Annotated in this window: 15 protein-coding genes; 11 read left to right on the forward strand and 4 right to left on the reverse strand. The window is 67.6% G+C overall.

All coding sequences use genetic code 11. The features are described 5' to 3' along the window. Positions 1-59: 59 nt before the first annotated feature. Together ACE3QC_RS02280 and ACE3QC_RS02285 are read left to right on the forward strand one after the other, a co-directional pair. Positions 60-1,352 (forward strand): lipopolysaccharide biosynthesis protein, encoded by a 1,293-nt coding sequence (locus ACE3QC_RS02280; protein ID WP_374405483.1) that lies wholly within the window; start codon positions 60-62, stop codon positions 1,350-1,352. After that, positions 1,349-2,098: an NTP transferase domain-containing protein gene (locus ACE3QC_RS02285; protein WP_374405484.1), complete on the forward strand. Its 750-nt coding sequence runs from the start codon at positions 1,349-1,351 to the stop codon at positions 2,096-2,098. Before ACE3QC_RS02280 ends, ACE3QC_RS02285 begins: the two co-directional genes overlap by 4 nt. Before the next feature lie 40 nt (positions 2,099-2,138). Here the strand turns inward: ACE3QC_RS02285 and ACE3QC_RS02290 are convergent, their stop codons facing one another. Beyond that, entirely contained in the window at positions 2,139-4,820 is a 2,682-nt protein-coding gene (locus tag ACE3QC_RS02290) for a ribonuclease E/G (protein WP_374405485.1), read from the reverse strand. A 625-nt stretch (positions 4,821-5,445) separates the two neighbouring features. Between ACE3QC_RS02290 and ACE3QC_RS02295 the strand changes: the two genes are divergently transcribed. The 6 genes from ACE3QC_RS02295 to ACE3QC_RS02320 all read left to right on the forward strand — a co-directional run bounded on the left by ACE3QC_RS02295 (position 5,446) and on the right by ACE3QC_RS02320 (position 13,053). Further along, positions 5,446-6,315 (forward strand): N-acetylmuramoyl-L-alanine amidase, encoded by an 870-nt coding sequence (locus ACE3QC_RS02295; RefSeq protein ID WP_374405486.1) that lies wholly within the window; start codon positions 5,446-5,448, stop codon positions 6,313-6,315. 222 nt (positions 6,316-6,537) lie between these two features. Then, on the forward strand, positions 6,538-9,051 hold the full coding sequence (locus tag ACE3QC_RS02300; protein ID WP_374405487.1) for a penicillin-binding protein 1A: 2,514 nt from the start codon (positions 6,538-6,540) through the stop codon (positions 9,049-9,051). 19 nt (positions 9,052-9,070) lie between these two features. Continuing rightward, positions 9,071-9,610, forward strand: coding sequence for a peroxiredoxin (locus ACE3QC_RS02305; RefSeq protein ID WP_374405488.1), 540 nt, complete (start codon positions 9,071-9,073; stop codon positions 9,608-9,610). Positions 9,611-9,698: 88 nt separating this feature from the next. Then, positions 9,699-10,826 (forward strand): peptide chain release factor 2, encoded by a 1,128-nt coding sequence (prfB, locus tag ACE3QC_RS02310; protein ID WP_374405489.1) that lies wholly within the window; start codon positions 9,699-9,701, stop codon positions 10,824-10,826. 68 nt (positions 10,827-10,894) lie between these two features. Continuing rightward, entirely contained in the window at positions 10,895-11,623 is a 729-nt protein-coding gene (locus tag ACE3QC_RS02315; RefSeq protein ID WP_374405490.1) for a class I SAM-dependent methyltransferase, read from the forward strand. A gap of 23 nt (positions 11,624-11,646) precedes the next feature. Further along, positions 11,647-13,053 (forward strand): NAD(P)H-dependent flavin oxidoreductase, encoded by a 1,407-nt coding sequence (locus ACE3QC_RS02320; RefSeq protein ID WP_374405491.1) that lies wholly within the window; start codon positions 11,647-11,649, stop codon positions 13,051-13,053. 3 nt (positions 13,054-13,056) lie between these two features. Here the strand turns inward: ACE3QC_RS02320 and ACE3QC_RS02325 are convergent, their stop codons facing one another. Continuing rightward, complete coding sequence (locus ACE3QC_RS02325; protein ID WP_374405492.1) at positions 13,057-14,076, reverse strand: 2-hydroxyacid dehydrogenase; 1,020 nt, start codon at positions 14,074-14,076, stop codon at positions 13,057-13,059. An 83-nt stretch (positions 14,077-14,159) separates the two neighbouring features. On the opposite strand from ACE3QC_RS02325, the gene ACE3QC_RS02330 reads away from it, so the two are divergent. Continuing rightward, a complete protein-coding gene (locus ACE3QC_RS02330; RefSeq protein WP_374405493.1) occupies positions 14,160-14,636 on the forward strand; it encodes an SH3 domain-containing protein in 477 nt (158 codons plus the stop codon). 6 nt (positions 14,637-14,642) lie between these two features. On the opposite strand, the gene ACE3QC_RS02335 is transcribed toward ACE3QC_RS02330, so the two are convergent. Together ACE3QC_RS02335 and ACE3QC_RS02340 are read right to left on the reverse strand one after the other, a co-directional pair. Continuing rightward, positions 14,643-15,068, reverse strand: coding sequence for a hypothetical protein (locus tag ACE3QC_RS02335; RefSeq protein ID WP_374405494.1), 426 nt, complete (start codon positions 15,066-15,068; stop codon positions 14,643-14,645). Between the two features lie 95 nt (positions 15,069-15,163). Then, on the reverse strand, positions 15,164-16,360 hold the full coding sequence (locus ACE3QC_RS02340; protein WP_374405495.1) for an acetyl-CoA C-acyltransferase: 1,197 nt from the start codon (positions 16,358-16,360) through the stop codon (positions 15,164-15,166). A 146-nt stretch (positions 16,361-16,506) separates the two neighbouring features. On the opposite strand from ACE3QC_RS02340, the gene ACE3QC_RS02345 reads away from it, so the two are divergent. Further along, complete coding sequence (locus ACE3QC_RS02345; RefSeq protein ID WP_374405496.1) at positions 16,507-17,937, forward strand: coniferyl aldehyde dehydrogenase; 1,431 nt, start codon at positions 16,507-16,509, stop codon at positions 17,935-17,937. A gap of 152 nt (positions 17,938-18,089) precedes the next feature. Next, positions 18,090-18,464 carry an NADH-quinone oxidoreductase subunit A gene (locus ACE3QC_RS02350; RefSeq protein ID WP_374405497.1) on the forward strand — a complete coding sequence of 125 codons (375 nt, stop codon included), beginning with the start codon at positions 18,090-18,092 and terminating at the stop codon, positions 18,462-18,464. Positions 18,465-18,467: the final 3 nt, after the last annotated feature.

Here is an 18,467-nt window from a genome sequence, read left to right on the forward strand (position 1 = left end):
CTGCCAAGCTCGTCCAGAGCGAGACGATGCCGTCGCCCGCCCCAACTTCGCGCAATGGCTTGTCCACGATCCTCAAGAACCTGGCCTGGCTGCTCGGCGGCAAGGGCTTCGGCGCGGTGTGCAGCATCGTCTATCTCGCGGTGCTGTCGCGGTCGCTGGGGATCAAGGATTTCGGGCACTTTTCGCTGATCTTCGGCACCGGCCAGGCGCTGGTGGCGGTGGCGGGCTTCCAGACTTGGCAGACGATGGTGCGCTTCGGCGCGCAGGCCGTGCACGAGGACAACTGGCCCCGGTTCGGCCGGCTGGTGTGGTTCTGCGGCGTGATCGACGCGGGCGGGGCGCTGGTCGGCTGCCTGCTCGCCTACGTGATCTATTTCGGGTTCGCCGAGATGCTCGAACTGAACCAGACCTACATCGCGATGGGCTTCGCCTTCAACTGCGCGCTGCTGCTGGCGCGCACCACCACGCCGATCGGCATCGTGCGTGTGCTCGGCCGGTTCGACGTGGCAACTTATGTCGAGGCGATCGTGCCGACCGGGCGGCTGCTGGCGGCCTTCGCGATCGTGCTGGTCGGGGCGAACGTCGGGCGCTTCCTGATCGCTTGGGCGGCGATCGAGATCCTGTCCGCCATCGTCTACTGGATCGCGGCCTGGCGGCTGGCACCACAGGCGATGCGGCGCGAGCATTTCGGCGGGATCGCACAAGCCGCACGCGAGAACCCGGGGGTACGACGGTTCTTCGGGATCACCTATGCGAGTTCGACGCTCGACGCGCTGTACAAGCAGGGCCCGCTGCTCGCGGTCGGCTATTTCCTCGGCACCAGTTCGGCGGGCATCTACCGGTTGGCCGACCAGCTCGCGCAGGGCTTCGGCAAGCTGTCGCAGCTTGTCAGCCGGGCGATCTATCCCGAATTCGCGCATGCCCGCGTGGTCAGCGAGGTCGGCGATTTCGCGCGGCTCGTCCGGCAGGTGACGGTGATCGCGGGCATCGGCGGGGTCACGGTGACGCTGGCCGCGCTGGCGTTCGGCGACGACCTGCTGGCGCTGATCGGCGGCGAAGGCTTCGCGCGCGGCGGTGCGGTGCTGATCCCGCTGGCGATCGGCGCGGCGTTCGATCTGGCGAGCGCCTCGTACGAGCCGGTGCTCCATTCCACCGGGCACCCCTCGCGCCCGCTGATCGCGCGCAGCCTCGCCGCGGTGGTGCTGATCGGCGGTATTTTCGCGTTCGAGGGTTACGGGCCGGTGGGGATCGGCTGGGCGGTCGCACTGGGCATGGCGTGCAGCTATCTCGCGATGAGTCTGGCGGTGTTCACCGTGCTGCGCCGCGAGCGCACGGTGCAGGCGGGCCGGTGAACGCGCTCGTCCTCGCTGGGACGCGACCCGGAGGCGATCCGTTCGCGTGGCAAGCGGGGGTCGCGCACAAGGCGCTGATCGAACTGGACGGTATCCCGATGCTGGCGCGCGTGGTGGCTGCTCTGCGCGAAAGCGGTGTGACACAGGTGGCCGTGAGCTGCGACGAAGGGCCGGTCGCTCACCTCGCGCGCGAACTCGATTGCCTGGTGATTCCGCCTGCCAAAGGGCCGAGCGGGAGCGTCGCCGCCGCGTTCGAGGCGCTTGGCGCGCCGCTGCTGGTGACCACCGCCGATCATGCGCTGCTGCGCGCGGAATGGGTGGAGGAACTGGTCCGCGCGACGCCTGCCGACAGCGACGTTTCGCTGATGCTCGCGCGGCGCGAGACGATCGAGGCCGCGGTGCCCGGTTCGCAGCGGACATACCTGCGCTTCGCCGACGGACACTGGTCGGGCTGCAACCTGTTCTATCTCCGCACCCCGGCGGCGGCGCGCGCGCTGGCGCTGTGGCAGCAGGTGGAGGCCGACCGCAAGCGCCCGTGGCGGATCGTCGCCCGGTTGGGGCCGGGAATGCTGCTCGCCTATCTTGCCGGGCGGCTGACGCTCGCCGCGGGAATCGGCCGGCTCGCGGGGCGGATCGGCCTGCGAGCCACGGTGGTTCCGGCGAGCGACGGGCGCGCGGCGGTGGACGTGGACAAACCGTCCGATCTCGAAACGGTTCGCGAGCTGCTGCGGCGCGAACGCGGCTGAGGCGAAACCCGCGCGGGAACGCTCCCGCGCGGGCTGGCCGTCATTCTCCGAACGTGCGCTGCCACCAGCCACGGCGCGGCGCGACGGACTTGCCTTCGTCGGCGTCGTTGGCCGGAGCCGACGGTGCGGCGGACGGCTCGGCCGCCTGCTCGCTCGCCGGAGCTGCCTCCGCAGCGGGCTCTTCCGCCTTCTTGCGGCGCGTGCGCTTGGGCTTGGCCGGAGCCGCTTCGGCCTCTGCCTCGGCAGGCGCTTCGGCGGCGGGTTCCTCGACCTTCTTCTTCCGAGTGCGGCGCTTGGGCTTTTCCTCGGCGGCGGGCTCGGCTTCGGCGGGCGCCGCAGCTTCCTCCGGAGCCGGCTCGTCAGCCTTCTTGCGCCGCGTGCGCCGCTTGGGCTTGGGCGCTTCCGCGGCAGTCTCGTCGGCGCCCTCGGGCCCGGCGACGACAGGCATGTCGGCTTCGACGTGCTCGGAGACCTGATCGAGAGCGTCAGCCCCGGACGTGTCGGTTTCGGAAGTTTCGCTATCGCGCGAGTCCTCGTCGCCAGCGGACCGCTCGTCGCGGTCGCGGCCGCCACGCCTACGACGCCCGCCGCGCCGGCGGCGCTTGCGGGGTTTGTCCTCGTCGTCGGCGCGTTCGGAGCGGGCGGATTCGTCCTCGTCGGAATCCTCCTCGTCGGTTTCGCTGTCGCCGTTATCGCTGCGCCCCTTGTTGCGCCCGCGTCCGCCGCGGCGGCGGCGGCGTTTCTTGCCGCGTCCCGCATCCTCGCCGTCGTCGTCGTCGCGATCCGCTTCGTCGTCGGCCTCGTCCACTTCGGGTTCGTCGTCGTACTCTTCGTCGTCGACGATCGGTTCGAACTTGGGCGCTTCGGTCGGGCGCGGGCCGGAACTGGAGACGCCCATCTTGGCGCCTTCGTCCTCACCCTCAGGCACGACCTCGACGGTCACGCCGTAGCGTTGCTCGATCTCAACCAGATCGTGACGTTTCGAGTTCAGCAGGTAGACCGCCGCCTCGGTGCTCGCCGCGAGCGTGATGATCGTGCCCTTGCCCTTGGCCGCCTCGTCCTCGATCAGGCGCAGCGCCGACAGGCCCGCGCTCGACGCGGTGCGCACCAAGCCGGTGCCGTCGCAGTGCGGACAGTCGCGGGTGGTGGCTTCGAGCACGCCGGTGCGCAGGCGCTGGCGGCTCATCTCCATCAGGCCGAAGCCGGAAATGCGGCCGACCTGGATGCGCGCGCGATCGTTCTTGAGCGCGTCCTTCATCGCGCGCTCGACCTTACGGATGTTGGAGTTGTACTCCATATCGATGAAGTCGATCACGACCAGTCCGGCCATGTCGCGCAGGCGCAGTTGGCGAGCGATTTCCTTTGCCGCCTCGAGATTGGTCGCGAGCGCGGTCTGCTCGATCCCGTGTTCCTTGGTCGAGCGGCCCGAGTTGATGTCGATCGACACGAGCGCCTCGGTCGGGTTGATGACCAGGTAGCCGCCCGACTTGAGCTGGACGACCGGGTCGTACATCGCGCGGAGTTGGTCTTCCGCGCCGTAGCGCTGGAACAGCGGTACGGGATCGGAATAAGCCTTCACCCGGCGCGCGTGGCTCGGCATCAGCAGCTTCATGAACGCCTTGGCCGAGCGGTAGCCTTCCTCGCCCTCGACCACGACTTCCTCGATCTCGCGGTTGTAGACGTCGCGGATCGCGCGCTTGATGAGCTCGCTGTCCGAATGGATCAGCGCGGGGGCGGAGGAGGCGAGGGTGTTCTCGCGGATCTCGTCCCACAAGCGCGCAAGATAGTCGAAATCGCGCTTGATCTCGGTCTTGTTGCGCTGGAGCCCGGCGGTACGGACGATGAGGCCCATCGAGCGGGGCAGCTTGAGATCGCCGACGATCGACTTCAGGCGCTTGCGGTCGCTCGCGCTCGAAATCTTGCGGCTGATGCCGCCGCCGTGGCTGCTGTTCGGCATGAGCACGGTGTAGCGCCCGGCAAGGCTGAGGTAGCTGGTCAGCGCGGCGCCCTTGTTGCCGCGCTCTTCCTTCACGACCTGCACCAGCAGCACCTGGCGGCGCTGGATCACGTCCTGAATCTTGTAGCGGCGGCGCAGCGCCTGACGGCGGGCGCGGACCTCGTCGACTTCCTTCGTGCGCTCGCGGCCCTTGCCCTGACGGCGGCCCTTGCCGCGGCGTCCGCGGCGCGCATCGTCGCCGTCTTCGCGCTCGCTGCTGTTGTTCTCGTCGTCGCCGTCGTCGTCGTCGCCGCCGGCGAGCTGGCCTTCCTCGAAGGTGGAGACCTTATCTTTCTCCGAGGTATCGATTTCCTCGACCCCGTCCTCGGCGAATTCCTCGACCAGCGATTCGCCGGTTTCGTCATCGGCATCGTATTCGTCGCCGGGCAGTTCGCCGCGCTCTTCCTCTTCGGCGCGCAGGCGCGCCTCTTCCTCGGCGGCCTCGGCCTCCTCGGCGAGGAGCTGCTCGCGGTCTTCCTTGGGGATCTGGTAGTAGTCGGGATGGATTTCGCTGAAAGCGAGGAAGCCGTGCCGGTTGCCGCCGAAATCGACGAACGCGGCCTGGAGGCTCGGCTCTACCCTGGTGACTTTGGCGAGATAGATATTGCCCTTGATCTGCTTGTGTTCGGCAGATTCGAAGTCAAATTCCTCAATTCGGTTGCCCTTGAGCACCGCCACCCGCGTTTCTTCCGGGTGGCGCGCGTCGATTAGCATGCGCGTTGCCATTCAAATTTCTCCATGCGCGTCCGGGCGGGCTGGCGCCTGCCGGTATGATGCGCGCAAATGTGTGGGAGCCGGAGGCCGCGTCGCGGCCGTCGGCGTTGTCGAACCGGACGGAGCGGGAATGTCCGCCGCGCCGGAATGATGTGTCTGCAAGCATGCGAGTGCGCCTTGGTCGCGCCGCCCGGCCGGCCCATGACGCGACGCGTGCCGGGGGCAGCGTCGTCAGGGTCGGGGAGAGGCTTCTCATGTCTTGCATCAACCTGCGTAAAACGAAGCCGGAAAGGGATTTCCGGGCGTGCCGCCCGTTTCCCGCAAGCCCCAAAGGATCGGGGGCCGAGGGCATGGAGGCGGGCCGGATTCCGGCTCTCGTTCGCTAGCACCGCGGGCAAGGTTGGGCAACCATGTTGCGCAACATGGCCGCAACGCCTCAGGGTCGAAACTCGATCAGGACGAGGTCGAGACAAAAGCCGCCCGCCGCGCAGCGGTTGCCCATGAAAGCCCGCCGAGCGGCGTCGCTTGCTTGCGCCTGGCGCCGCCAGGCGACTGCGCTGCGCTCCTTGTCGGCAGGCTTTCATGGGCAATCTCGATCCTCGACCTGATCGAGTTTCGACCCTAACACCGCCGCGCAATGTCCATGCGCTTTCGCATCTGGCTGATTTTCCTCGCTCCGCTGGCGTTGCTCGGCGGGCTCTATGCGTTCGGCCTGACGCTGCCGGTGCCGCACCTGGGGCGTGACTACGTGGTGCGCGTGTTGCTGCCGCCCGCTGGCGATCCGGTAGACCTGCCCAAGATCCACGGCCCGCAGAGCCGCGCGCGCCCGCTGGTGGTGATCGATCCGGGGCACGGCGGGCGCGATCCCGGTGCCAGCGTGGAGGGGTTCCGCGAAAAGGATATCGCGCTGGCGCTGGCGCTCGCATTGCGCGACCGGCTGGTCGAGGAAGGGGGCATCCGCGTGGCGCTGACGCGCGAGGACGACAGGTTCCTCGTGCTGGGCGAGCGGCCGGAGATCGCCCGGCGGATGGGCGCCGACCTGTTCGTTTCGATCCACGCCGATTCCGCCGGGTCAGAAACCGAGGCCAGCGGAGCGAGCATCTACACTCTCTCGGCGCAAGCCTCGAGCGAAGCGGCGGCGCGCTTCGCCGCGCGCGAAAACGAGGCCGACCGGGTCAACGGGGTCGCGATCGACGGGCAGAGCGAAGCGGTCAGCGCGATCCTTGTCGAGTTGTCCCAGCGCCGCGTGCAGGAGCAGTCGGCCGAGTTCGCCGGGCTGATCGTGCGCGAGGGCGAGGGCACGCTGGTATTCCATCCGCAGACCCGCCGCTCGGCCGCGTTGGCGGTGTTGCGCGCGCCCGACGTGCCCGCGGTGCTTTACGAATCGGGGTTCATCACCAATCCCGAGGATGCTGCCCGCCTGACCACGCCCGAAGGCCGCGCCCGCTTCGCCGAGGTCATGGCACGCGCGATCCGCATCTACTTCGCGAGGGCGGCGGGTGCTTGAGCCCTACGGGCGGTGCCGGCGTTCGTGCCCCAGCAGCTTATGTCATTCCCGCGAACGCGGGAATCCATGGAGGAGCGGCTGCACTATGGATCCCCGCCTTCGCGGGGATGACATTTGTGCCGGACTGACATTTGGCGAAGATGACATTGCAGGGCAGCGCGGCCACCCGATCGCAATCGTTGTGGCGCTGCACGGAAAGCGCGTGCTAGGGACGCGCCGACCATGGCCGAAAAGTCCCACACAGAGTATTTCCGTTACCGCATCCGCCGCGATGCCTCGGGCGCGTTGAGCTGGTTTCGGGAAAACTGGCGCGAGAAGCGCTGGTTCCGCTGGTTCGCGATCCTGCTGGGCGCGGCGCTGGCGCTGTGGATCGTCGCCTGGGCGCTGCTCGCACGTGATTTGCCCGATGCCGACATGCTGCTCGAATACGAACCGCCGCTGCCCACGATGGTGCGCGGGATCGACGGCGACATCGTCTATTCCTACGCGCGCGAGCGGCGGGTTCAGTTGCAATATCCCGACTTCCCGCAACAGCTGATCGAGGCCTATCTCGCGGCCGAAGACAAGACTTTCTTCACCCATGGCGGGATCGACATGGGCGGCCTCGCGGGCGCGGTGATCGATTACGTCAGCAAGCTCGGCTCGGGCGAGCGCGCGGTCGGCGGCTCGACGATCACTCAGCAGGTGGCGAAGAACATCCTGCTGTCGAACGAATATTCGATCACGCGCAAGCTCAAGGAAATGATGCTCGCGCGCCGGATCGAAAGCGCGCTGACGAAACAGCAGATCCTCGAACTCTATCTCAACGAAATTCCGCTCGGCCGCCGCAGCTTCGGCGTGCAGGCCGCCTCGCGCGCCTATTTCGACAAGGACGTCGACGATCTCGAACTGCACGAGATGGCGTTCCTCGCGATTCTGCCCAAGGCGCCCGAGCGCTATGGGCGCAAGCAATACGAAGGCATGGCGATCGAGCGGCGCAATTTCGTGCTCGACCAGATGGTGGACAACGGCTTCGTATCCTCCGCCGAAGCAGCCACGGCGAAAGCGCAGCCGCTGGGCCTCAAGCCGATGCGCGAGCAATACAGCACCGCCGACGCCGGCTATTTCTTCGAGGAAGTGCGCCGCAACCTGATGGAGGATTTCGGCGAGACGGCGGACGACGGGCGCAACAGCGTCTACGCCGGCGGGCTGTGGGTCCGCACCTCGCTCGATCCCGAACTGCAATCGGCCGCGCGCGATGCGCTGCGCGGCGGCATGATGCGTTATCACGGCAACCGCGGCTGGCCCGGCCCGGTTGCGACGATCGACCCCGACAACGGCGATCTGATCCAGCAATTGCGCTCGTCGAACCTCGGAATCAGCTATGACGACTGGCGCGTCGGCGTGGTTACCGAACGCAGCGGCGGCTCGGCTACGATCGGGCTGACCGACGGCGAAAGCTATCCGCTGAGCGGCTTCCCCGATGCGCTGAACGTCGGCGATGTCGTGGCGGTGGAGCAGGCGGGCAATGGCTACCGCCTGCGCTCGGTACCCGAGGTGTCGGGCGGCTTCGTCGCGATGGCGCCGCTGACCGGCCGCGTGCTCGCGATGCAGGGTGGGTTCGACAGCCGGCTGAGCGACTTCAATCGCGCGACGCAGGCCGACCGCCAACCGGGATCGACGATCAAGCCGTTCGTCTATGCCGCCGGGCTCGACCACGGGATGACCCCGGCGACGCAAGTGCCCGACCAGACGTTCTGTTTCTACCAGGGTGCGCGGCTGGGCGAGAAATGCTTCCGCAACTTCGGCGGCGGCGGCGGTGGGGTGCACACGATGCGCTGGGGGCTCGAACAGAGCCGCAACCTAATGACCGTCCACATCGCGATGGACGCCGGGATGCCCAACGTCATCAAGACCTTCGAGCGGGTCGGCATCGGCAGCTACGAGCCCTATCCGGCCTTCGCGCTGGGCGCGGGCGACACCACGGTGCTCAAGATGGTCAGCGCCTATTCCGCGCTCGCCAACCACGGGCGCCAGAATCCGCCGACGCTGATCGACTACGTGCAGGACCGCCACGGCAAGGTCATCTGGCGCGCCGACAAGCGGGCATGCCAGCGCTGCAACATGGCCGAGTGGGACGGGCAGGCAATGCCGCGACCGGGGCTGAGCGGCAGGCAGGTGCTCGATCCGCGCACCGCCTATCAGGTCGTCCACATGCTGCGCGGCGTGGTCACGCGCGGCACCGCGGTGCGGCTGCGCAGCCTGAACCTGCCGCTGTTCGGCAAGACCGGCACCACCACCGGCCCGACCAACGCGTGGTTCGTGGGCGGATCGCCCGACATCATCGCCGGGATGTACCTCGGCTTCGACCAGCCGCGGAACATGGGCGGCTGGGTCCAGGGCGGCAACACCGCCGCGCCGATCTTCAAGGATTTCGTCGAGCAGACCCGCTCGCACTGGACCGACGAGCCCTTCGTCGCGCCCGCCGGGGTGCGCATGGTGCGGATCGACCGGCGGTCGGGCAAGCGCGTGTTCGACGGCACCCCGAGCGACGAGCCGCTGGCCGCGATCATCTGGGAGGCGTTCAAGCCCGACACCGAGCCGCCGCGCCGCACGCGCGCCGACGCGATCGAGGCCAAGCGGCGCGAGTTCCTCGACCTGATCCGCGCAGGCCAGCGCGCGCGGCAGGACGCCGCGTTCGGCGACGCCTTCGGCGAGCCGTCGGACTTCGTCGAGGAGCAGGGCGGAATTTACTGACGCCGCGAAGGAGAGAACGATGAGGCATATGGTTCTGACGGCCGCGCTGGCGGCGTTTCTCGCGGCCCCGGCGGCGGCCGAACTGCCCGTGGGCGCGAAGGCGCCGCTGTTCGCGACCCAAGCGGCCAAGGGCGGGGAGACCTTCGCCTTCAACTTGCGCGCCGCGCTCGCGAAGGGTCCGGTCGTGCTCTATTTCTACCCCAAGGCGTTCACCGAGGGTTGCACGCTGGAGGCGCGCCAGTTCGCCGAGGCGGCGGACGACTTCGCCGCCGCGGGAGCGACCGTGGTGGGCATGTCGGCCGACGACATAGCCACGCTCAAGCGCTTCTCGACCGAGGAATGCGGCAGCAAGTTCGCGGTCGGCGCCGCATCGCTCAAGATCATCGAGGCCTACGACGCCTCGCTGGTGCGCGAAGGCAAGGCGACCGGGCTGACCGAGCGCACCAGCTACGTGATCGACCAGCAAGGCCGCATCGCGTTCGTGCATTCGGACCTCGACTATCGCGATCACGTGCGACTGACGCTGGCCGAGGTGCGGAAGCTCGCGGCCAAGCGCTGACGCCTGCTGCCCTTTCGCGCTGCCGCCCTTTCGTATCGCGCGCGGCTCGTCTAAGCGGGCCCCCAATTCCTGATCGGAGAACCAACCAATGCGTGCCGAAGGGCAGGCCCATATCGACCGTATCGATGCCGCCCTGGCGCTCGTGCGCCAGTCGCTCGACTGGGAACGCGCGCTGCGCCGGCTCGACGAGCTGAACGCACGCGTCCAGGATCCTACGCTGTGGGACGATCCCAAGGAAGCGCAGGCGATCACTCGCGAGCAGAAGCGGCTCGAGAGTGCGGTCGAGACGGTGCGCGAGATCGAGAGCGAGAAGGCGGACGCGATCGAGTTCGTCGAGATGGGCGAAGCCGAGGGCGATGACGACATCGTCGCGGACGGCCTGTCGAGCCTCGAGAAGCTCGCCGTGCGCGCCGATGCCGACAAGGTGCAGGCCCTGCTGGCGGGCGAGGCCGACGCCAACGATACCTTCCTCGAGATTCACGCCGGCGCGGGCGGCACCGAAAGCCAGGACTGGGCCGAGATGCTGCTACGGATGTACGCCCGCTGGGCGGAGCGCAAGGGCTTCAAGGTCGAGACGGTCGAATACCAGGCGGGCGAGCAGGCCGGGATCAAGAGCGCGACGCTGCAGATCAAGGGCGAGAACGCCTACGGCTACGCCAAGACCGAGAGCGGCGTCCACCGTCTCGTGCGCATCAGCCCTTACGACAGCGCGGCGCGGCGGCACACCAGCTTCAGCTCGGTCTGGGTCTATCCGGTCATCGACGACAACATCGCGATCGAGATCAATCCCGCCGACCTCAAGATCGACACCTATCGCGCCAGCGGCGCGGGCGGACAGCACGTCAACACCACCGATTCGGCGGTGCGTATCACCCACGTACCGAGCGGCATCGTCGTCGCCAGCCAGAACGACCGCAGCCAGCACAAGAACCGCGACACCGCGATGGGCATGCTGCGCGCGCGGCTCTACGAAGAGGAACTGCGCAAGCGCGAGGAAGCCGCGAGCGCCGAGCACGCGAGCAAGAGCGACATCGGCTGGGGGCACCAGATCCGCAGCTATGTCCTCCAGCCGTACCAGATGGTGAAGGACCTGCGCACCGGGGTCACCTCCACCGCGCCCGACGACGTGCTCGACGGCGCGCTCGACCCGTTCATCTCGGCCGCGCTGGCGCAGCGGGTGACGGGCGAGGCGGTCGAGGTGGAGGACGTCGACTGACGGCGGCGAAGCCTTTTGCCAGCGTCGCCGCTTGCCGCTAGGGCGGTCGGGAAACGATGAAACCGCTGATGTTCCTTGCATGCGCCGCGCTGGCGCTCGGGCTGACGGCCTGTAAGCCGGCCGACGGCGGCAGGCCCGAGGCCGCGCGCGAGTTCCCGCTGCCCGATCGCGCGGTGTCGGAACTCGGCTCGAACGAATTCTCGACCGAAGACGTGCGCGACAATCGCGGCGAGGCGGAAACGGTAATGGATCTGGCCGGGATCGCACCGGGCATGAGCGTCGCCGATATCGGCGCGGGCGAGGGATACTACACCGTACGCCTGGCCGACCGCGTGGGCGAGGACGGGCGCGTGCTGGCGCAGGACATCGACCGCGAGGCGCTCGACCGCCTCGCGCGCCGGGTCGAGCGCGAACGGCTCGACAATGCGTCGATCAAGCTGGGCGAACCGGCCGATCCGATGCTGCCCGAAGACAGCTTCGACCGCGTGTTCATGGTCCACATGTACCACGAGATCGGCGAGCCCTACGCCTTCCTCTGGCGCCTGTGGCCGGCGCTGCGCGAAGGCGGGCGGGTGATCGTGGTCGACGTCGACCGGCCGACCGACCAGCACGGCATCGATCCACTGCTGCTGAGCTGCGAATTGCAGCAGGTCGGCTTCGTGCTCGATACGTTCAAGGACGCGCCGGAACTGGCAGGGTACTATGCACAGTTCAAGCGGGCGGCTAAGAGGCCGAAACCCGAAGACATCAGGCCATGCCGGGGCGTACCGGAAGAGGCAGGCAACGCGGCGCAGTAGTCCGCGAAGGAAACACAGTTAGCATGGCATTCAAGGGACTTAGCCCGATCGTTTACGGTGGCCGCGAGGTCTGGCCGCTCATCGAGGGCGGCAAGGGCGTTTCGGCGACCAATCACCTCTCCTCCGGCGCATGGGCGGCGGCAGGCGGCATCGGCACCGTGAGCGCGGTGAACGCCGACAGCTACGACGCCGAAGGCAAGATTATCCCGCAGGTCTACGACCAACTCACCCGCAAGGAGCGGCACGAACAGCTCGTGCGCTACGCGATCGACGGCGCGACCGAACAGGTTCGCCGCGCTTACGACGTGGCAAGCGGCAAGGGCGCGATCAACATCAACGTACTGTGGGAAATGGGTGGTGCGCAGCAGGTGCTCGAAGGCGTGCTCGAGCGCACCAAGGGGCTCGTCACCGGGGTCACCTGCGGGGCGGGGATGCCCTACAAGCTGGCCGAGATCGCGGCGCGCTTCAACGTCAGCTATCTGCCGATCATCAGCTCGGCCCGCGCCTTCCGCGCGCTGTGGAAGCGCAGCTATCACAAGGTCAGCGAACTGATGGCGGCGGTGGTCTACGAAGACCCGTGGCTCGCCGGCGGGCACAACGGCCTCAGCAACGCCGAAGACCCGACGAAACCCGAGGATCCCTATCCCCGCGTCAAGGCGCTGCGCGAGACGATGCGCGCCGAGGGCGTGTCGGAAGACGTGCCGATCGTGATGGCGGGCGGCGTGTGGTTCCTGCGCGAGTGGGACAACTGGATCGACAATCCCGAGCTTGGCAAGATCGCCTTCCAGTTCGGCACCCGTCCGCTGCTGACCGAGGAAAGCCCGATCCCGCAAGGGTGGAAGGATATGCTGCGCACGCTCGAGCCGGGCGATGTGCTGCTGCACAAGTTCTCCCCCACGGGCTTCTATTCGAGCGCGGTTAAGAACCCGTTCCTGTGGGACCTGATCCACCGCTCCGAACGGCAGATCCCCTATTCCAAGGTCGAGGCGGGCGAGCACACGGTGCAGCTCGACGTCGGCATCAAGGGCAAGAACTTCTGGGTCACGCCCAAGGACCGCGACCGCGCGCGCAACTGGGCGGCGGAAGGTTATACCGACGCGCTCAAGACGCCCGACGATACCGTTGTGTTCGTCACTCCCGAAAGCCGGGCCGAAATCCGCAAGGACCAGGCCGACTGCATGGGCTGCCTGTCGCACTGCGGGTTCTCGTCGTGGAAGGACCACGACGATTTCACCACCGGGCGTCTGGCGGACCCGCGCAGCTTCTGCATCCAGAAAACCCTACAGGACATCGCCCACGGCGCCCCGGTGGACGACAACCTCGCCTTCGCCGGCCACGCCGCCTACCGCTTCAAGCAGGACCCGTTCTATTCGAACAACTTCACGCCCAGCGTGAAGCAGCTGGTGGACCGGATCCTGACCGGCGACTGACGGCTACCGGACCAACGCCTCCAGCACCTGATCGGGCGGGCGGTGCCCGTCGGCCCAGAAGCGGATATTGGCGATGACTTTCTCGCCCGAGGCTTCGCGGCCTTCCACGGTGGCGCTGCCGATGTGCGGCTGGGCGATGACGTTGGAGAGGGCGACGAGGCGGGCGTCGACCTTGGGTTCCTCGGGGAACACGTCGAGCCCCGCGCCGCCGAGGTGGCCGCTTTCCAGCGCCTCGATCATCGCATCGTAGTCGACCAGATCGGCGCGCGCGGTGTTTACCAGCGTCGCGCCCGGCTTCATCAGGCCGATCCGCCGCGTGTCGATCAGGCCGCGCGTGTCCGCCGTGGCGGGGCAGTGCAGGGTAAGGATATCGGATTGCGCGACGAGATCGTCGAGCTTCTCGACGTATTGCGCGCCGAACATCGCCTCCACCGCCTGTGGCAGCGGATGGCGGTTGTGGTAGCGGATTTCCAGCCCGAAGGCGCGCGCGCGGTAGGCCACCGCTTGGCCGATCCGGCCCATGCCGACGATGCCGAGAACCTTGCCGCCGAGCTTGTGGCCGAGCATCGCCGAGGGTGCCCAGCCGGTCCAGGCCTCGCGCCGAATCAGCGCGGTGCCTTCGCGCAGCCGGCGAGGCACGCCGATGATCAGCGCCATCGTCAGGTCCGCGGTGTCGTCGGTGAACACGCCAGGGGTGTTGGTGACCATGATCTTGCGCTTCGCGGCGGCGGCGAGGTCGATATGGTCGGTGCCGGCGCCGAAACTGGCGATCAGGCCGAGCCGGTCGCCCGCCTGGGCGATCAGATCCGCGTCGATCCGATCGGTGACGGTGGGCACCAGCACGTCGCAATCGTTCATCGCCGCGATCAGCGCTTCGCGCGAGAGCGGCGCATCGTCGGCATTGAGCCGGGCGTCGAACAGTTCCTCCATCCGCGTCTCGATCGAAGGCAGCAAGTGCCGCGTTACGATCACGCGCGGCTTGCCCGCGACGCGCCGGTTCGATGTCTCTCCCGTCTGGTCCATGTGTCTCGCGCTAGGACGGTGTGGGGCTTTCGGTCAAGCGGCGGGGCTTGAAGCGAGGCGGGCTGGCGATTTATGAGAGGCACATGATGCGCAAGCTGACGATCGCCCTGATGCCGGTTCTCGCCGCGGCTCTTTCGGCCGTTCCCGCAGCCGCGCAGGAACGCGAGGTGCCGTATTGGGCGACGATCGGCACCTCGAAGCTGAACATGCGCGTGGGGCCGAGCGTCAACTATCAGATCGAATGGGTCTACGAACGCGAAGGACTGCCGGTGAAGGTGGTGCGCGTGGTCGAAGGGTGGCGGCTGATCCAGGACCCGGACGGGGCGCAGGGCTGGGTGGTTGCACGGCTGCTGCGTGCCGATCGCGGTGCGATCGTGACGGGGGACGGGCTGGTGGCGATGCGCGCCGGGCCGTCGGGCGATGCGGACCTGCGCTGGAATCTCGAGCCGGGCGTCGTCGGCAAGCTCGGCGACTGCGATGCCGGTTGGTGCAGCCTCGACGTCGAGGGCCACGACGGCTGGGTGCCCGCCGAGCGCCTGTGGGGCGCCGGCGAGCCCTGATTCGCCTCAGGCTGTCGCCGCGGCGTCGGCTTCGGCTTTTCGCACGATAACCTTGGTCCCGTCTTCGGCGGTGGCTTCCCAACTGCCGTCGTCGGCGCGGGTGCCGTCGGTCCAGCACAGCTCAGCGCCGCCTTCGGGGGTCAGGCAGCTCTTGCCTTCCTTCACGGCCCAGGTGCCGTGCGAGGTTTCATCGCCGTCCATCGTATCCACGTAAGTGCCGTCGGCGTTGATCATCGTCGTGGTCACCGTGCCGTCGGCCCAGGTCACCTCGTAGCTCCCGGCCGCCTCTGGGCCAGCGAGTTGTGAAATAGCGACGGTGTCGGCGGGCGTCTGGGTTGCGGCGGTCGTCGCGGCGGGCGCGGCGGGATCCTCGGCTTGCTGCGAGCAAGCGGCGAGGACGGCCACGGCGGCGATCGAAATCAGCTTCTTCATCTCCCGGAACTCCTTATCTTCTGGAGGTAAGGCCATGATAGTCCGGTCGAACGCGAGCGGCAAATCCCCGCTCGCCGCTGTCCCCCGCGTTGCGCTCAGGCGAGCTCGACCGCGACTGCAGTGGCCTCGCCGCCGCCGATGCACAGCGAAGCGACGCCGCGTTTCTTGCCCTGCTGTTTCAAGGCATTGAGCAGCGTGACGATGATCCGCGTACCGCTCGCGCCGATCGGGTGGCCGAGCGCGGTTCCGCCGCCGTTGACGTTGATCCTGTCGTGCGGGATGCCGATGTCGCGCATTGCGAACATCGCGACGCAGGCGAACGCCTCGTTCACTTCCCACAGGTCGACGTCGTCGACCGCCCAGCCGGCCTTTTCCAGCACCTTCTGGATCGCGCCGATCGGGGCGACGGTGAACTTCGCCGGTTCCTGCGCATGCGCGGAAAGCGCGACGATCTTGGCCACCGGCGCGAGCCCCTTGTCCTTCGCCACGCTCTCGCGCGTCAGCACCACCGCGGCGGCACCGTCGGAGATCGAGCTGGAGGTAGCGGCAGTGATCGTCCCGTCCTTGGCGAAGGCGGGGCGCAGGGTGGGGATCTTGTCGGGCTTGCCGCGGCCGGGCTGCTCGTCGGTATCGACGGTCTGCTCGCCCGCGCGGGTGCTGAAGGTCACCGGCACGACCTCGTCGGCAAACGCGCCGCTCTCGATCGCGGCATTCGCGCGGCGGAGCGATTCGATCGCGTAGTCGTCCATGTCCTCACGGCTCATCTGGTATTCGTTGGCGGTTTCCTGCGCGAACGTGCCCATCGCGCGGCCCGCCTCGTAGGCGTCTTCCAACCCGTCGAGGAACATGTGGTCGTAAGCGGTGTCGTGGCCGATCCGTGCGCCCGAGCGGTGCTTCTTGAGCAGGTAGGGCGCGTTGGTCATGCTTTCCATGCCGCCCGCGACGGCGAGGTCGATCGACCCGGCGGCGAGTGCCTCCGCGCCCATGATGACGGTCTGCATGCCGCTGCCGCAGACCTTGTTGACCGTGGTCGCCTGCACCGACTTGGGCAGACCGGCCTTGATCGCCGCCTGCCGCGCGGGCGCCTGGCCGAGTCCGGCGGGGAGCACACAGCCCATGTAGATGCGCTCGATGTCGTCGCCCGCGACACCCGCGCGCTCGACCGAAGCCTTGACCGCCGTCGCGCCGAGATCGGTCGCGGAAACGTCGGCCAGCGCACCCTGCATGCCGCCCATCGGCGTGCGCGCGTAAGAGAGGATGACGACGGGGTCGGCGGCGGAGAACTGGGCCATGGGATGAGCCTTTCGCTTGGATGTGATCTTGCGGTGCTACGTAATGTTGCACTGCCGCAAAGGCAAATCGGCATCATCGGAGCGCTTGCCAATCGCCGGCGGGTGCGGAACAATCGGTGGCAAAGCGAAACCAGTGGAGAGCGATCATGGCCGAGACCGACAAAACCGCGATGGAAGCGTTGCTGACGAAGCAGCGCGAGGCCTTCACCGCCGCACGCCCCGAAGCGCTCGACGTGCGGCGCGATCGTATCCGCCGAGCGATCGCGCTGCTCAAGGATAATGCCGATGCGCTGTGCGCGGCGATGAGCGCGGACTTCGGCAACCGCAGCCCGCATCAGTCGATGATAACCGACATCGGCGGCACGGCGAACTTCGGCAAGTACTGCCTCAAGCATCTCGACAAATGGGCGCGGGCGGACAAGCGGCACGTGCAGTTCCCGCTCGGCCTGCTGGGCGCGAAGGCGGAGGTGCGCTACGAACCCAAGGGCGTGGTCGGCATCCTCAGCCCGTGGAACTTCCCGGTGAACCTGAGCTTCGGCCCGCTGATGCAGGTGCTCGCGGCGGGCAACCGCGCGATGGTGAAGCCGAGCGAATTCACCGAGCGCACGTCGGCGCTGTCGGCCGAACTGTGCGCCAAGTATTTCGAGGCGGAGGAAGTCGCTTTCGTCGTCGGCGGGCCCGAGGCGGCGCATGCGTTTTCCTCGTTGCCGTTCGATCACCTCGTCTTCACCGGCTCGACCTCGACCGGACGCAAGGTGATGGAGGCGGCGGCGAAGAACCTGTGCCCGGTCACGCTGGAACTGGGCGGCAAGTCGCCGGTCGTGCTCGGGCGCAGCGCGAATCTCGAACAGGCGGGAGAGCGGATCGCGCTGGGCAAGATGATGAACGCCGGGCAGATCTGCCTCGCCCCCGATTACCTGATGGTGCCCGAGGACCAGGAGGATGCCGCGATCGCGGCGGTCGAACTGGGCGTGCACCGGATGTATCCGACGCTGCTCGACAACGACGACTACGCCTCGGTCGTGACCGACCGCCATTTCGATCGCCTGCAAGGGCTGGTCGAGGATGCGCGCGGCAAGGGTGCCGAGGTGATCGAGGTCAATCCGGGCAAGGAGGATTTCGCGAACACCAACGCACGCAAGATGCCGCTCACCATCCTGCGCAACGTCACCGAGGACATGCAGGCGATGCAGGAGGAAATCTTCGGCCCGGTGCTGCCGGTGAAAACGTACAAGGACGTCGGCGAGGCAATTGACTACGTGAACCAGCGCGACCGGCCGCTCGGGCTTTACTACTTCGGGCAGGACGCGGGCGAGCGCGAACGGGTGCTGACGCGCACGATTTCGGGCGGGGTGACGGTCAACGACGTGGTGTTCCACGTCTCGATGGAAGACCTGCCGTTCGGCGGCGTTGGCGCGTCCGGGATAGGTTCGTACCACGGTGCCGAGGGCTTCCGCGAATTCAGCCACGCGCGCAGCATCTACACCCAGCCGAAGATCGACGTGGCGAAGCTCGGCGGGCTCAAGCCGCCTTATGGCGCGGCGACCGAAAAGACGGTGCGCGCCATGCTGAAATGAGCGACGGGCGAGAGCGCGGTTTTGTTGCGAAACGTTCGCATTTCCGCGCCCTTGCGCCATCCGGGCGAGGGGCCTAGAGGCGGGCGCGAACACTCTCCCGAACGGGAATCGCCCCGGCCTTTCGTGCCCGGGAACCAGCCCGAGGAAACACCGTGGTCGACCTGAGCCAATACCTGCCCATCCTGATCTTTCTGTTCATCGCGCTGGGCCTCTCGACCGCGTTCGTGTTCCTGCCGATGGGCGTCTCGCGGCTCACCGGCGCGCACAACCCGGACTCCGAGAAACTGAGCGAATACGAGTGCGGCTTCCCCGCGTTCGAGGATTCGCGCAGCCGGTTCGACGTGCGCTTCTATCTCGTGGCGATCCTGTTCATCATCTTCGATCTCGAGGTCGCCTTCCTGTTCCCCTGGGCGGTGACCGTGTTCGATCTGGGCTGGGAGGCCTGGATCGCGATGATGATCTTCCTCGCCATCCTCACCGTCGGCTTCATCTACGAATGGAAGTCCGGCGCGCTGGAGTGGGAGTAGCGA

Origin of the sequence: Pelagerythrobacter sp. (genome assembly GCF_041912895.1) — a bacterium.
Taxonomy (GTDB): domain Bacteria; phylum Pseudomonadota; class Alphaproteobacteria; order Sphingomonadales; family Sphingomonadaceae; genus Pelagerythrobacter.

Bases quoted from the DNA above. Each gene is read 5' to 3' on its own strand.
- ACE3QC_RS02345 (WP_374405496.1), top strand. From the start codon at position 16,507: ATGGCCGAGACCGACAAAACCGCGATGGAAGCGTTGCTGACGAAGCAG.
- prfB (WP_374405489.1), top strand. From the start codon at position 9,699: ATGCGTGCCGAAGGGCAGGCCCATATCGACCGTATCGATGCCGCCCTG.
- ACE3QC_RS02335 (WP_374405494.1), bottom strand. From the start codon at position 15,068: ATGAAGAAGCTGATTTCGATCGCCGCCGTGGCCGTCCTCGCCGCTTGC.
- ACE3QC_RS02330 (WP_374405493.1), top strand. From the start codon at position 14,160: ATGATGCGCAAGCTGACGATCGCCCTGATGCCGGTTCTCGCCGCGGCT.
- ACE3QC_RS02290 (WP_374405485.1), bottom strand. From the start codon at position 4,820: ATGGCAACGCGCATGCTAATCGACGCGCGCCACCCGGAAGAAACGCGG.
- ACE3QC_RS02320 (WP_374405491.1), top strand. From the start codon at position 11,647: ATGGCATTCAAGGGACTTAGCCCGATCGTTTACGGTGGCCGCGAGGTC.
- ACE3QC_RS02325 (WP_374405492.1), bottom strand. From the start codon at position 14,076: ATGGACCAGACGGGAGAGACATCGAACCGGCGCGTCGCGGGCAAGCCG.
- ACE3QC_RS02300 (WP_374405487.1), top strand. From the start codon at position 6,538: ATGGCCGAAAAGTCCCACACAGAGTATTTCCGTTACCGCATCCGCCGC.
- ACE3QC_RS02315 (WP_374405490.1), top strand. From the start codon at position 10,895: ATGTTCCTTGCATGCGCCGCGCTGGCGCTCGGGCTGACGGCCTGTAAG.
- ACE3QC_RS02305 (WP_374405488.1), top strand. From the start codon at position 9,071: ATGAGGCATATGGTTCTGACGGCCGCGCTGGCGGCGTTTCTCGCGGCC.
- ACE3QC_RS02295 (WP_374405486.1), top strand. From the start codon at position 5,446: ATGTCCATGCGCTTTCGCATCTGGCTGATTTTCCTCGCTCCGCTGGCG.
- ACE3QC_RS02340 (WP_374405495.1), bottom strand. From the start codon at position 16,360: ATGGCCCAGTTCTCCGCCGCCGACCCCGTCGTCATCCTCTCTTACGCG.